This window comes from Dyella sp. (genome assembly GCF_035503745.1).
Taxonomy (GTDB): Bacteria; Pseudomonadota; Gammaproteobacteria; order Xanthomonadales; family Rhodanobacteraceae; genus Dyella_B.
Window position 1 is genome coordinate 19,345 of the sequence record NZ_DATJTC010000011.1, and the last position, 13,431, is coordinate 32,775.

Consider the following 13,431-nt stretch of genomic DNA (forward strand, 5'->3'; position numbering starts at 1 on the left):
GATGGAAAGATGACCTCAGGCACGGGGCGGGAAGTTGATGCGCATCCGAGCGCCGCTACCCTGGTGCGCATCCAGGATGTCGAAGCGGGCGCGATGGCTGCGAGCGATTTCCTCGACGATGGCCAGCCCCAGGCCGCTGCTTTGTCCGTCGCTGCCGGCGGCGCGATAAAAACGCTCGCGCACGCGCTCGCGCTCGGCCGGCGCAATGCCTGGCCCGCTGTCTTCCACTTCCAGGTAGGGCGATCCGTGGTCGGACCCGCAGCGCACGGTGATGTTGCCGCCGTCCGGCGTGTGGCGAATGGCATTGTCGAGCAGGTTGATCAGCAGTTCGTGCAGCAGCCAGTACACGCCGTGCACGTGCACGGGCACGCATTCGGCGCCCAGGTCGATATCGTGCGCGAGCGCGCGATCGAGCATGGCACCCACCACCGCGCCGATCAGTGCGTCGAGCTGGATCGACACGAAATCGCCGGGACCGTGCGACGACGGTTCAGCGCGCGCCAGCGCGAGCAACTGGTTGGCGGTGTGGGCCAGTCGATCCACGCTGCCCTGCAGGCGGCTGATGCGTTCGTGCTGCGCCTGGTCCTTCGTTTCGCTGGCCAGCACTTCCAGTTGCGCTTTCAGGCCCGTCAGCGGCGTGCGCAGCTGATGCGCGGCGTTGGTGAGGAAGTGCTGCTGCGCCAGCGTCGAGTCGCGTACGGTCACCAGCAAGGTGTTGAGCGATTCCACCAGCGGCCGCACTTCGCCCGGCACCGGTTCCAGCGGCAACGGCTGCAGCGATTGCGGCTGGCGGCGCATGATCTGGTCGCGCAATCGATGCATCGGCCGCAGCGCCACCGTGATGCCGAACAGGCACACGCCCAGCACCAGCAATAGCTGGATGCCGTCGCTTAGACCAATGACGGTATCGAGCCGGCGCACCACCACATCGCGCCGGTGCACCGTTTCGCCCACGGTCACGATCACCGAGGTATCGCCCACGCTGACGTGATAGCTGGCGATGCGCAAGGCGACCAGTTTGTACATGGCATCGCCGTAGGTCATGTTGTCGACCAGGGCGCCCTGCGCGATGGGCAGGCCTTCGTCACCCGCCAACGTTTGGCCGTCTGGAAGGCTGACCCGGAACAGGAAGTTGTCGCGTCCGCCCGGATACAGATGCATCCAGGGCGCGGGCCGGTCGTCCAGCTCGAAGCGCATCGACGCGGAGTGGTGCGAGATGGCCTCCGCACGCGCCACCGACGCGGAGCGCGAGCCGGCCGGTTGCGATGGAGGCAGGCCGGGATCGGGTTTTTCCATGTACAACTGCCCGTCGGGCGCCTGCTGTACGTGCGCGGCGATCGCGATGGCCGCGCGCGAGAGCGCGCGGTCGAAGCTTTCGTACATGGGCGTGACGTAGGTGCGATGGTCCGCCCATATGCTGACCACCAGCAGCACGACCAGCGGCAGCAGCAGGTAGCCGAGCAAGCGGCCGCGCACGCTGATGGCACGTTTGAGTTTGGGGCCGTTGGACATGCGCTATGCAGGCGCCTCAGGCGTCGTCCAGGCGATAACCCAGGCCGCGAATGCCGCGTACCGTGGCCGCATCGCCGAGCTTGGCGCGCAGGCGCGAGACGTGGACTTCGATCGCGTTGCCGGAAATTTCCTCGTCCCAGCTCACGATGGCCTGGATCAGGCGCTCTTTGCTCACCACGCGGCCGCTGTGGTGGGCCAGGCATTCCAGGATGGACCATTCGCGGCGGGTGAGTTCGAGCACGCGGCCGGTGTCGTCGATGGCGCGGCGTCCGGCCAGGTCGATGCGCAGGCGCCCCACCAGCAGTTCGTTGGCGGTGGCGGCGGTGGCGCGGCGGATCAGTGCGCGGCAGCGGGCGGCCAGTTCCGGCAGCGCGAAGGGCTTGACCAGGTAGTCGTCGGCGCCCAGGTCGAGCGCGTTGACGCGGTCGTCCAGCCCATCGCGGGCCGTGACGATCAGCAGCGGCAGCGGGCTGCCATCGCGGCGCAGGCGCCGGACCAGGGTGAGGCCGTCTTCACCCGGCAGGCCCAGATCCACGATCGCCAGGTCGTAATGCGTGGTGTCCAGCCGGCTCTGGACGGATTCGGCGTCGCCCACCGCATCCACCACATAACCGGCCGTCGCCAGGCCGCGAACGATGGCATCGGATACCAAGGGATCGTCTTCGACTAGCAGGATGCGCATACGACACAACGTAAGGGAAGTCGAAAGATCGTAGCAGCTAATAACGTGCTCTACGCCGGATTTTGACAGTGGCCAAAATTACGAAACGTTGCCGTAAGTTTCGAGTAATTTTTGCGTATTTTTTTGCCTGGCGGCACGAGCTGCCGATGAAGCCGCCGCACAACGAAAAAGGCCGCCCGCAGGCGGCCTTTACGAACCAGCGCCGATGTGGGGATCAGCGCTTCATGGAGTTGAAGAACTCGTCGTTGGACTTGGTGTTCTTCATCTTGTCGAGCATGAATTCCATCGCGGCCAGCTCGTCCATCGGGTGCAGCAGCTTGCGCAGAATCCAGATCTTGGCGAGCAGGTCCGGCTCGATCAGCAGATCCTCGCGGCGGGTGCCGGAACGGTTGATGTCGATGGCCGGGTACACGCGCTTCTCGGAAATGCGGCGGGACAAGTGCACTTCCATGTTGCCGGTGCCCTTGAATTCTTCGTAGATCACCTCGTCCATCTTGCTGCCGGTGTCGATCAGCGCGGTGGCGATGATGGTGAGCGAGCCACCTTCCTCCACGTTGCGCGCGGCGCCGAAGAAGCGCTTGGGACGCTGCAGCGCGTTCGCATCCACACCGCCGGTGAGCACCTTGCCGGAGCTGGGTACCACGGTGTTGTAGGCGCGGGCCAGGCGGGTGATCGAATCGAGCAGGATCACCACGTCCTTCTTGTGCTCGACCAGGCGCTTGGCGCGCTCGATCACCATTTCGGCGACCTGCACGTGGCGCACCGCCGGCTCGTCGAAGGTGGAGCTGATCACCTCGGCGCGCACGGTGCGCGCGATTTCGGTCACTTCTTCCGGGCGCTCGTCGATCAACAGCATGATCAGGTGCACGTCGGGATGGTTGTACGAAATCGCCTGTGCCACGTTCTGCAGCATCATGGTCTTACCGGATTTCGGCTGCGACACGATCAGGCCGCGCTGGCCGCGTCCGATCGGCGCGACCAGATCCAGGATGCGTCCGGTGATGTCCTCGGTCGAACCGTTGCCGCGCTCGAGCCGGAACGCCTTGCGCGGGAACAAGGGCGTGAGGTTCTCGAACAGCATCTTGTTTTTCGACGCTTCCGGCGGATCGCCGTTGATGTCGTCGACTTTGAGCATCGCGAAGTAGCGTTCGCCTTCCTTCGGATGACGCACGCGCCCGGTGATGTAATCGCCGGTGCGCAGGTTGAAGCGGCGGATCTGGCTGGGCGAGACGTAGATGTCGTCAGGGCCGGCCAGGTAGGACTCGTCCGCCGAACGCAGGAAGCCGAAGCCGTCCTGCAGAATTTCCAGCACGCCTTCGGCCCAGATGCCGCCGCCGGAGCGGGCGTGGGCCTTGAGGATGTTGAAGATCACGTCCTGGCGGCGCTGGCGCGCGACGCCTTCCTGGATGCCCAGCGATTCGGCGAATTCCAGCAGCTGGACCGGATTCTTGCGCTTGAGCTCGGTGAGATTGATGACGCGATCGTTGCTGCCGATGTCGGCGTTCTCGTCGTCCGCCGGCAGGCCATGCGGGTTGCGCAACTGGCCGCCGGGTTGCTGCGGACGGTTGCCGCCACCACCGCCGCGCTCATGGCGCCGGCGACGATTGCGGTCGTTGCGATCCATGCGGCGATCGCCACCCTGGCCCTGGTTGGGCTGCCCCTGGTTTTGCTGCGGGCCGTTGCCCGAGGGTGCGCCTTCGCGCGCCTCTTGCTGCCCATCCTGGCCGTTGCCGTAACGCAGGGTTTCCTGCGCCGGTGCGGCGGGGGGCGGGGGCTCGGTACTGGCGGCACGCTCGTAGGCGGGGGACGGTGCGGGGGCGGCGGGGCGCTCGTTCTGGGCGCCGGCATTGGCCTCGATGGCGGCCGCCGCGGCCGCGGAGCGTCGCGGCGAACGGGTACGGGTTTCACTCACAGGCTTGGGATCGGCGCGGGTGGCGTCGGACGAATCTTTGCTTTCTATATCGGACACGGGCAAACCTCACGGGGCGCCGTTGGTGACAGGAGGGAGGGCGGGCGTTGCGCGGAACGCGCGTGGGGGCAGGACAGCCCCAACTGAGAAAGGAATCTAGCACTCGCTGCGCGGCCTCGTAAAGGGCGGGCGCAGCGAGGCTGGCGGCGAGGTTCAGATCGCCTTGTCGATCATCTGTACCAACTGACCCTTGCTGACGGCGCCGATCTGGGTGGCTTCGACCTTGCCGTTCTTGAACACCATCAGGGTGGGAATGCCGCGCACGCCATAGGTGCGGGGGGTTTTCTGGTTGTGGTCGATGTTCAGCTTGACCACGCGCAGCTTGCCTTCGTACTGCTTGGCCAGATCCTCCAGCGCCGGGGCGATGGCCTTGCAGGGGCCGCACCATTCAGCCCAGAAGTCCAGCAGGACGGGGGTATCGGACTTCAGCACTTCCTGGTCGAAGGCGTCGTCGCTCACATGACTGATAAGTTCGCTCACCGTGGGTCTCCGAGGTAGGCGGGGTAAGGGATTAAGGACCGGGTGCCGATCATCGGTTACACTATTAGGAGTGCCTAAGAGGCGCGGATCGATCCAGGGCTGAAGTCGTGCCATTGCGGCCAGGCTTCATTCCAGCCTAAGTCGGGACGCGATTCAAGCGATTCAAGGGCACCTGTGGCCTGGCCGGTTGGCATAGGCGAGGGGACGGCAGCGTCCTCTCGCCTATGCCAGCGGGGTGCGGGCCGGCTGTTCCCAACGCCTTCGGCGCCGTTTCAGCGCGCCGCCTTCCTTCACCTGTCCCAAGGTTGCCTGACTGACTGCGGGACCGGGCCGACGCCGCGGCGCAGGCTCGTACCAGACTCCCCTTCATGTCCCAAACTGTCCTTACCGAAACCTTTTTCACCCAATTCGATTTACACCCGCTGCTGCAGAAAGGCCTCGACGAAGCCGGCTTCACGCGCTGCACGCCGATCCAGGCGCTGACGCTGCCGGTGGCCCTGACCGGCCGCGATGTCGCCGGCCAGGCGCAGACCGGCACCGGCAAGACCTGCGCCTTTCTGGTCGCCCTGATGAATCGCCTGCTCACCCAGCCGGCGGTGGCCGAGCGCAAGGATTCCGATCCGCGCGCCCTGGTCATCGCGCCGACCCGCGAGCTGGCGATCCAGATCGAAAAGGACGCCAAGAACATCGGCCGCTATGCGGGCCTGCGTACCGCACTGATCTACGGCGGCGTCGACTACGACAAGCAGCGCCAGCAGCTGAAGGATGGCTGCGACATCATCATCGCCACGCCCGGACGCCTGCTGGATTACTACAAGCAGAATGTGTTCGGCTTCAACGGGGTGGAGGTGATGGTGGTCGATGAGGCCGACCGCATGTTCGACCTGGGCTTCATCAAGGACGTGCGCTTCATCTTCCGCCGCTTGCCCGCGCGCGAGCAGCGCCAGGTGCTGCTGTTCTCCGCCACGCTTTCCCATCGCGTGCTCGAGCTGGCCTACGAGCACATGCACGATGCCGAGAAGCTGGTGGTGGAAACCGACAACGTCACCGCCGATCGCGTGCGCCAGTCGGTCTACTTCCCCGCCAAGGAAGAAAAAATGCCGCTGCTGCTCAACCTGCTGGAGCAGACCCAGGCCGAGCGCAGCATCATTTTCGTCAACACCAAGGCCGCCGCCGAAAAGATCACCGAACGCGTGAAGCGCCAGGGCTATCGCGTGGGCGCGCTGTCCGGCGACGTGCCGCAGCTCAAGCGCCAGAAGCTGCTGCAGCGCTTCCAGGACGGTCAGCTGGACATCCTGGTGTGCACCGACGTCGCCGCGCGCGGCCTGCACATCCCGGCGGTCAGCCACGTGTTCAACTACGACCTGCCGCAGGACGCCGAAGACTACGTGCACCGCATCGGCCGCACCGCGCGCCTGGGTGCCGAGGGCGATGCGATCAGTTTCGCCTGCGACCTGTACGCGATGTCGTTGCCCGACATCGAGGAGTACATCGGCCAGAAGATCCCGGTGGCAACCATCGGCCCGGAGCTGCTGGTGATGCCGCAACCCAAGCAGATCGACGCGCAATACGCCGCCGATGCCGCTGCCGACAGCGCGGCGTTCGGCGACAAGGTGCAGTCGCGCGACGATGCGAAGAAACCCGCCCGTGACCCGCGCCGTGGCGGCCGCGGCGGCGAGCGTGCGGGCAATGCGCCGGAGCGTCGCCGCGAAGATCGTCCGCGCCGGCCGCGCAATCCGAATGCGGAATCGTCCGTGCCGGCCGGTGAAGGGGCGAGGGTGAACGAAGCCGGATCCGTCGCGACACTGTCGCCGACGCCGCAAGCTGGCGCTGGCGATGTGGCCGGCGAAGGCAAGCGTCGCCGTCGCCGCGGCGGTCGTGGCCGCCGTCGTTCCGGCGGCGCGCCGGGTGCGGAGGCCGCGGTCAGTCCGATCGCGGCACCGGCCGGCGGCAGTCGTCCGTCGCGGCAGGTGATCGCACAGTCGCCTTCCAATGGCGAACACGCCGCACCGCAGAAGCCGGGCTTCTTCCGTCGCCTGGCGCGACTGTTCACCGGCCGCTGAACCGACGTCGCCTCGCCACGCGTATTTGTGGCGACGCGCTCGGCAAACCTGCGCATATCGCTCATGCTTCCCTTATCCTTGCCGCCATCGGCAAGGGTTAAGGACGGGCAACGCGGTGATCCGCTTCGACCAGGTCAGCAAGCGCTACGAAGGCGGCCATGAGGCGCTTTCACAACTCACGTTCGAAGTCGCCAAGGGCGAGATGGCGTTCGTCACCGGCCATTCCGGCGCCGGCAAGAGCACGCTGCTCAAGTTGCTGGCGCTGATCGAGCGTCCATCGCACGGGCACGTCACCCTCGACGGGCACAATCTCGCCAAGATCGGGCAAAGCGGCATCCCCAAGTTGCGCCGCAGCTTGGGGATGGTGTTTCAGGACCATCGCCTGCTGATGGATCGCACGGTATTTGCCAATGTCGAATTGCCGCTGGTGATCGGTGGCGTCGCGCCGCTCGAACGTGGCCGGCGCGTACGCGCCGCGCTGGAAAAAGTGGGCCTGCTCGATTACGAGCGCCAGCTGCCGGTGTCGCTGTCCACCGGCGAGCAGCAGCGCGTGGGCATCGCGCGCGCCATCGTCGCCAAACCCAGTGTGCTGATCGCCGACGAACCCACCGGCAATCTTGATCCGCAACTGGCGGTGGAAATCATGGGACTGTTTGCCGAATTCCAGCAGGTAGGCACCACCGTGCTGGTCGCCAGCCACGATCTGCCGCTGATCAAACGCATGAAAAAGCGCGTGGTGGTACTCGACCACGGCCGCCTGGTCGCCGACGTATCGGCCGAGGAGGTGCTATGAACGCACCGGACCATGCGCAGGCGCCGACCCGCAGCGAGCGCAGCCAGCGCCGCCCGTTTTCGAGCTGGCGCGAACACCACGGCTGGAGCGCTGGCGCCAGCCTGCGCCGGCTGGCTTCCAAGCCGCTCGGCAGCCTGCTCACCATCGCGGTGATGGGGCTTGCGCTGGCGTTGCCGCTGGCCTTCTACCTGTTGCTGTCGAACGTGCAATCGCTGGGCGATGCGCTGGGTCGCAACCAGGTCATCAATGTGTTCCTCAAGCCCGACCAGGTCGCCGGCAACGCGCAGATCCTGGCCAGGCAGGTGCAACAGCACGACGGCGTGGCCAGTGTCACCCTCAAAACGCCCGCGCAAGGCATGGAGGAGCTGAGCAAGATGCAGGGCTTTTCCGATTCGCTGCGCGTGCTGGACGACAATCCGCTGCCCTTCGTGCTGCAGGTGCAGCCGCGGGATGGCCTCTCCGCGGAGGCGGCCGCGCAGCTGGTGGACGACCTGCGAGGCATGCAGGGCGTGGACGTGGTGCAAGACAGCGGCAGCTGGCGGCAGCGGCTGGATGCGTTGCTCGGCGTGGGCGATCGCGCGGTAGTGATCCTGGCCGGCCTGTTCGCGCTGGCGGTGCTGCTGGTGGTGGGCAATACGGTGCGCGTGGACATCACCAGCCGCGCCGAGGAAATCGGTGTGCTCAAGCTGATCGGCGCCAGCCGTGCGTTCGTGCGTAGACCTTATCTCTACGCCGGCATCTGGTACGGTCTGTTCAGCGGCATCCTGGCGGTGGGCCTGGCGCTGTTGATCGAGTTGGCGCTGGTCGGGCCGGTGCAGCGCCTCAGTCAGGTCTACGAAGGGAAGCTGCAGGTGGGCGGCCTGCCGCCGTGGCTGCTGCTGGCGGTGCCGGTCACCGCGGCGCTGCTCGGCTGGCTGGGCGCGCGGCTGGTCAGCGCCTGGCAATTGCGCCGCGCGGCCTAGGGCCTAGTGGCGCGGCCCTGACCGGTTGGGTGGGTGGTGAAGCGGTTCGCAACCATTGGCCGTCCATCTAGGGCAAGATGGTAGGAACGGGCGCAGGGGGTGCCCGTCTACTTACGAGCAGGGAAGCCATGTCTGGCCGGGATGGTGGAATTTTTAATGACTGCAAGCATCAGCAGCCGCGACCTCAGCACCTCACCGCGCGTGCTGGTGGTGGATGGCTCCAAGGTTGTCCGACAGCTGATCACGCGCGTGCTGCAGGCCGAGCTGCCGCAGGCTGAGGTGGTTGGGTGCGGCACCGGCGCCCAAGCGCATCAGCTGCTTCAGGCGGGCGTGTTCGATTTCATTACCGTCGCCCTGCGCCTGCCCGATATGGACGGGCTGGAGCTGGCGCGCTACGTGCGCGAATCGGCGCCGCAGATCTACGTGCCGATCGTGGTGGTGTCCGGCGACGTCGACGACCGCCTGCATCGGCGCGCGCTGGGCGAGCACGTCACCGACTACTTCGACAAATCGCTGGGCTTCCAGGCACTGGCCGAATTCATCCGCGGCTATGTGCGCCCGGAAAGTTCGGCCGACGGCGTGGTGCTGTACGTGGAAGACAGCCGCGTGGTAGCGCTGGCCACACGCCGCATGCTGGAGAAAATCGGCCTGACCGTGCGCCACGTGGTCAGCGTCGAAGACGCGCTGGCGATGCTGGAGACCGAGCGCATCCAGGGCGGGGTGGGCGCGGACGTGGTGCTGACCGACGTGAGCCTGAAGGGCGAGCTGACCGGCGGCGACCTGCTGAAATTCATCCGCACCGACTTCGGCTACGGCAAGGGCAAGTTGCCGGTGCTGGTGATGACGGGCGATGAAAATCCCGATAATCAGGCGGCACTGATCCGCGCCGGTGCCAACGACCTGGTGGAAAAGCCGGTCGAGGAACGTTTGCTGGTGACCAAATTGCTGTTTCAATTGCGTGTGGCGCAACACCTGCGCGCACGCGAGAGAGCAGGGCAAACGGAATGACCGACGAAGAGCGCATCAAGCTCGAACCTTCCTGGAAAGAACGCATCGGCAGTTATCTGCAACACCCCCCGATGCGGGCCTTGTCGGAGTTTCTCCGCGCGGAGAAACATGCCGGCAAGGTGATCTACCCGCCGGGGCCGGAAATCTTCAACGCCTTCGCGCATACGCCATTCGAGGCGGTGCGCGTGGTGATCCTGGGCCAGGATCCCTATCACGGCCCGGGGCAGGCGCACGGCCTGTGCTTTTCGGTGCGTCCGGGCGTGCCACCGCCGCCCTCGCTGGTGAACATCTTCAAGGAAATCCAGCGCGACTTAGGCGTGGCCCCGCCCGACCATGGCTGCCTGACACCGTGGGCCGATCGCGGCGTGCTGCTGCTCAACGCCGTGCTGACGGTGGAGCGGGGCTTGGCCGCCTCCCATCAGGGCAAGGGCTGGGAAGGTTTCACCGATGCGGCCATCGATGCCTTGAACCGGGAGCGGGAGGGGCTGGTGTTCATGCTGTGGGGCTCCTACGCCCAGCGCAAAGGCCAGCTGATCGACACCCGCCGCCATGCGGTGCTGAAGGCGGTCCATCCCTCGCCGCTGTCGGCGCACCGGGGCTTCATCGGCTGCGGCCACTTTTCGGCCGCCAATCGCTACCTGCAGGCCCAAGGCCACGCGCCGCTGGACTGGTCGCTGCCGCCCCGGGCCGAGCTGGCCGGCGCGGCCTGACGGGGCGTTCATCTCTCTAAAGTCATGCTTGAAACCGCTATCCCCGGCTACCACCCGGAGTGGACAGGGCCGCCTTATTCTTGTACTATTCGGTACACGAAAGGTGCCGGAACTTGCGGTGCCTTTAGCACTCCAAGTACCAGAGTGCTAAGCTGATCCCCTATTTCTGGAGGTTCCAATGTCCCAAGCCTTGGCGACGGTCAATCTGCCGGTTCCCAGTGTTGTCGGCAGCCTGGACGCCTATATCTCGGCGGTCCACCGGATTCCGGTGCTCAGCCAGGAAGAGGAGCAGGACCTGTCGCGCCGTTACCAGGCTGCGGAAGATCTCGACTCCGCCCGCAAGCTGGTGATGTCGCACCTGCGTTTCGTCGTCCACGTGGCCCGCGGCTACAGCGGCTACGGTCTGCAGCTGGCCGATCTCATTCAGGAAGGCAACATCGGCCTGATGAAGGCGGTCAAGCGTTTCGATCCCGACCAGGGCGTGCGCCTGGTGAGCTTTGCCGTGCACTGGATCCGCGCGGAAATGCACGAATTCATCCTGCGCAACTGGCGCATCGTGAAGGTGGCCACCACCAAGGCGCAGCGCAAGCTGTTCTTCAACCTGCGCAAGAGCAAAAAGCGCCTGGGCTGGATGAACGCCGAGGAAGTGCGCGTGGTCGCCAAGGATCTGGGCGTGCCCGAAGCCACCGTGCGCGAGATGGAATCGCGTCTGTCCGGCCGTGACATCGGCTTCGAGGCGCCCGCCGACGCCGACGAGGATGCCAAGCCGGCACCGGAAGCCTTTCTGATCGACGAAGGCGCCGATCCCTACGACAACGTGTCCGACGCCGACCAGTCCGACAACCAGCTGGAAACGCTGTCGGCGGCGCTGCAAAAGCTCGACCAGCGCTCGCGCGACATCATCCAGCGCCGCTGGCTGGACGAGGACAAGGCCACGCTGCAGGATCTTGCCGACGAGTACGGCGTCTCCGCCGAGCGCATCCGCCAGGTCGAAGCCAACGCCATGAAGAAGATGCGCGGCCTGTTCGCCGCCTGAAGTCGCGCTGACATGGCACCCACGACGGCCTCCCTCGCGGAGGCCGTTTTGTGTTTAAGTCCGCGTGGATTTATCTTCCCGGACGCCGCATGCCCCATATCCTGGTCATCGAAGACGACGAGATCACGGCGCGTGAAATCGTGCTGGAACTGGCTGCCCACGGCATCAGCGCCGATCGCGCGTCCGACGGCCCGCAAGGTTTGCTGCGTGCCCAGGAGCTGCGTTACGACGCCATCACGCTGGACCTCATGTTGCCCGGCACGGACGGCTTGACCCTGGTCAAGCAACTGCGGGAGCAGGGCATTACCACGCCGGTGTTGATGATCAGCGCCCTGGGCGACGTGGACGAGCGCGTACGGGGCCTGCGCGCGGGCGGAGACGATTACCTTACCAAGCCCTTCGCGCCCGACGAAATGACCGCGCGCATCGAGGTGCTCCTGCGCCGGCAACGACAGGAGCAGCCGGCGCAAACCAAGCTGCGCGTGGCCGATCTCGAATTGGACATGATCGCCCGCACGGCCCGCCGCGGCAGCCGCGAGCTGACCTTGCTGCCCACCGAATATCGGTTGCTGGAGTTTCTGATGCGCTATCCCGGCCAGGTGCTGACGCGTGCCATGATCTTTGAAAGCGTGTGGGGGCTGCGTTTCGATCCGGGCACCAACCTCATCGATGTGCACATCGCGCGATTGCGGCGCAAGGTCGATAACGACGGCGAAGCCTCGTTGATTCGCACCATGCGCGGCTCGGGGTATCGCCTTGGCTGACGCGGCGGGCAAGCATTTTTCGATCCACTGGCGCGCGACGACGTCACGCCTATTGCTGGCCTATGGCGTGTTTTTCGTCATATGGGGCACGGTGCTGCTGGGATTTATCTATTGGGAGACACTGCACTACCTGGAATCGCGCACCGATCTTCAGCTCAAGCAGCAAATTGGCTATCTGCGCAGTCTCAGCGAAGATCATATGCTGATCGCCCTGAATGACTACGTCGTGTTGGAACGCACCAATTACAACGCGTGGGGCCTGTTCGATGCCAACAAGACCTGGTTGTACGGCGACGTGCTGCAATTTCCCGCGGGACTGACGATCGACTCCGACTCGGTGCGCATGCCCACCGAGCAGGTGATCGTTGGGCCATTTGCGCCGCCGACGCCGATGCTTTCGGTCATCGCCACGCACCTTCCCAATGGCCAGATCCTGGTACTGGCGCACACCACGCGCATTGCTGCCCGGGTGGGCGATATCACGATGCATGGATTGTGGTGGGGCATTTCATTCACGCTGGTGCCCGGGCTCCTCGGCGGCTTGATTCTCAATCTCGGCCCGCGCCGCCGCATACGACTGATCGAATCGGCCACGCAGCCGATCATGCACGGCGACCTGCGCCGCCGCTTGCCGGTCAGCAACCGGGGGGACGAGTTGGACCGCCTTGCGGCCATCGTCAACGACATGCTTGACCAGATCGAGCGCTTGATGGGGGAGGTAAAAGGTGTTTGCGACAATATTGCGCACGATCTGCGCACGCCGCTCACGCGGTTGCGTTCGCAACTCTATCGCGTACAGCAGGAACTGAACGAAGAAGATCCCCATGCTTCGCTCATAGAGCGGTGCGTCTTCGATGTCGACGAGGTGCTGGCGCGATTCCGGGCGCTGCTGCGCATTTCCGAGCTGGAGGATCGCCGCCGCCGCGAAGGTTTCATCTCGGTGGACCTCGGCGAAACCTTGGAGCGCGTGCACGAGCTTTATGCCCCGCTGGCCGAGGATCAGTCATTGCGGTTTGAACTGGAGATCGAATCGGGGTTGATCGTCCAAGCCGATCCTGACCTGCTGTTCGAGGCGTTGGGCAATCTCGTCAGCAACGCCATCAAATTCACGCCCGCCGGCGGGTGGGTGGGGCTATCGGTGAGGCGGGCCAGCCCGTCTACGGCGCGCATCGAGGTGGCGGACAATGGGCCGGGTATTCCGCAGGCGCAGCGGCAGGCCGTATGGCAGCGCTTTTATCGGGGCGACGCCAGCCGGGCCGCTTCCGGCCATGGCCTGGGGCTGAGCATCGTGGCCGCCATCGCCAAATTGCATGATTTCGAGCTAAGCATCGAAGGCGGCGACGCCGGCACCCGCATGGGCATGGAGTGCCCTTTGAGGCCGACGGGCTGACCCATGGGTGTGTCGCGAAAGTGTCATTTACGGCCCTTTCATTAAACAATCTTCATGCCCGT

The 13,431-nt window shown here is 65.3% G+C and carries 12 protein-coding genes; 8 read left to right on the top strand and 4 right to left on the bottom strand.

Annotated elements, in window-relative coordinates:
* Positions 1-15 precede the first annotated feature (15 nt).
* The 4 genes from VME63_RS04020 to trxA all read right to left on the bottom strand — a co-directional run bounded on the left by VME63_RS04020 (position 16) and on the right by trxA (position 4,643).
* Complete coding sequence (locus tag VME63_RS04020) at positions 16-1,512, bottom strand: ATP-binding protein (protein WP_325430499.1); 1,497 nt, start codon at positions 1,510-1,512, stop codon at positions 16-18.
* Positions 1,513-1,528: 16 nt separating this feature from the next.
* Entirely contained in the window at positions 1,529-2,194 is a 666-nt protein-coding gene (locus VME63_RS04025; protein ID WP_325430501.1) for a response regulator, read from the bottom strand.
* A gap of 214 nt (positions 2,195-2,408) precedes the next feature.
* Positions 2,409-4,163, bottom strand: coding sequence for a transcription termination factor Rho (gene rho / locus VME63_RS04030; RefSeq protein WP_325430503.1), 1,755 nt, complete (start codon positions 4,161-4,163; stop codon positions 2,409-2,411).
* Between the two features lie 153 nt (positions 4,164-4,316).
* Entirely contained in the window at positions 4,317-4,643 is a 327-nt protein-coding gene (trxA, locus tag VME63_RS04035; RefSeq protein ID WP_325430505.1) for a thioredoxin TrxA, read from the bottom strand.
* Positions 4,644-5,011: 368 nt separating this feature from the next.
* Here trxA and VME63_RS04040 point away from each other — a divergent pair, with 368 nt between their 5' ends.
* From VME63_RS04040 to VME63_RS04075, 8 genes are all read left to right on the top strand, one after another.
* A complete protein-coding gene (locus VME63_RS04040; RefSeq protein WP_325430507.1) occupies positions 5,012-6,706 on the top strand; it encodes a DEAD/DEAH box helicase in 1,695 nt (564 codons plus the stop codon).
* A 115-nt stretch (positions 6,707-6,821) separates the two neighbouring features.
* The gene (gene ftsE, locus VME63_RS04045) at positions 6,822-7,499 is read left to right on the top strand and encodes a cell division ATP-binding protein FtsE (protein WP_325430509.1); all 678 of its coding nucleotides are present in this window, start codon (positions 6,822-6,824) and stop codon (positions 7,497-7,499) included.
* Positions 7,496-8,461, top strand: coding sequence for a permease-like cell division protein FtsX (ftsX, locus tag VME63_RS04050; protein ID WP_325430511.1), 966 nt, complete (start codon positions 7,496-7,498; stop codon positions 8,459-8,461). Before ftsE ends, ftsX begins: the two co-directional genes overlap by 4 nt.
* Before the next feature lie 156 nt (positions 8,462-8,617).
* Complete coding sequence (locus VME63_RS04055; protein WP_325430513.1) at positions 8,618-9,469, top strand: response regulator; 852 nt, start codon at positions 8,618-8,620, stop codon at positions 9,467-9,469.
* Positions 9,466-10,179 (top strand): uracil-DNA glycosylase, encoded by a 714-nt coding sequence (gene ung / locus VME63_RS04060; protein ID WP_325430515.1) that lies wholly within the window; start codon positions 9,466-9,468, stop codon positions 10,177-10,179. Before VME63_RS04055 ends, ung begins: the two co-directional genes overlap by 4 nt.
* 178 nt (positions 10,180-10,357) lie before the next feature.
* On the top strand, positions 10,358-11,215 hold the full coding sequence (gene rpoH, locus VME63_RS04065) for an RNA polymerase sigma factor RpoH (RefSeq protein WP_325430517.1): 858 nt from the start codon (positions 10,358-10,360) through the stop codon (positions 11,213-11,215).
* Between the two features lie 89 nt (positions 11,216-11,304).
* Positions 11,305-11,979, top strand: coding sequence for a response regulator transcription factor (locus VME63_RS04070; protein WP_325430519.1), 675 nt, complete (start codon positions 11,305-11,307; stop codon positions 11,977-11,979).
* Positions 11,972-13,369 (top strand): HAMP domain-containing sensor histidine kinase, encoded by a 1,398-nt coding sequence (locus VME63_RS04075; RefSeq protein WP_325430521.1) that lies wholly within the window; start codon positions 11,972-11,974, stop codon positions 13,367-13,369. Before VME63_RS04070 ends, VME63_RS04075 begins: the two co-directional genes overlap by 8 nt.
* Positions 13,370-13,431: the final 62 nt, after the last annotated feature.

Coding starts and splice junctions, on each gene's coding strand:
- VME63_RS04025 (WP_325430501.1), bottom strand. CDS start 2,194: ATGCGCATCCTGCTAGTCGAAGACGATCCCTTGGTATCCGATGCCATC.
- VME63_RS04040 (WP_325430507.1), top strand. CDS start 5,012: ATGTCCCAAACTGTCCTTACCGAAACCTTTTTCACCCAATTCGATTTA.
- ftsX (WP_325430511.1), top strand. CDS start 7,496: ATGAACGCACCGGACCATGCGCAGGCGCCGACCCGCAGCGAGCGCAGC.
- VME63_RS04070 (WP_325430519.1), top strand. CDS start 11,305: ATGCCCCATATCCTGGTCATCGAAGACGACGAGATCACGGCGCGTGAA.
- VME63_RS04055 (WP_325430513.1), top strand. CDS start 8,618: ATGACTGCAAGCATCAGCAGCCGCGACCTCAGCACCTCACCGCGCGTG.
- VME63_RS04020 (WP_325430499.1), bottom strand. CDS start 1,512: ATGTCCAACGGCCCCAAACTCAAACGTGCCATCAGCGTGCGCGGCCGC.
- rpoH (WP_325430517.1), top strand. CDS start 10,358: ATGTCCCAAGCCTTGGCGACGGTCAATCTGCCGGTTCCCAGTGTTGTC.
- ung (WP_325430515.1), top strand. CDS start 9,466: ATGACCGACGAAGAGCGCATCAAGCTCGAACCTTCCTGGAAAGAACGC.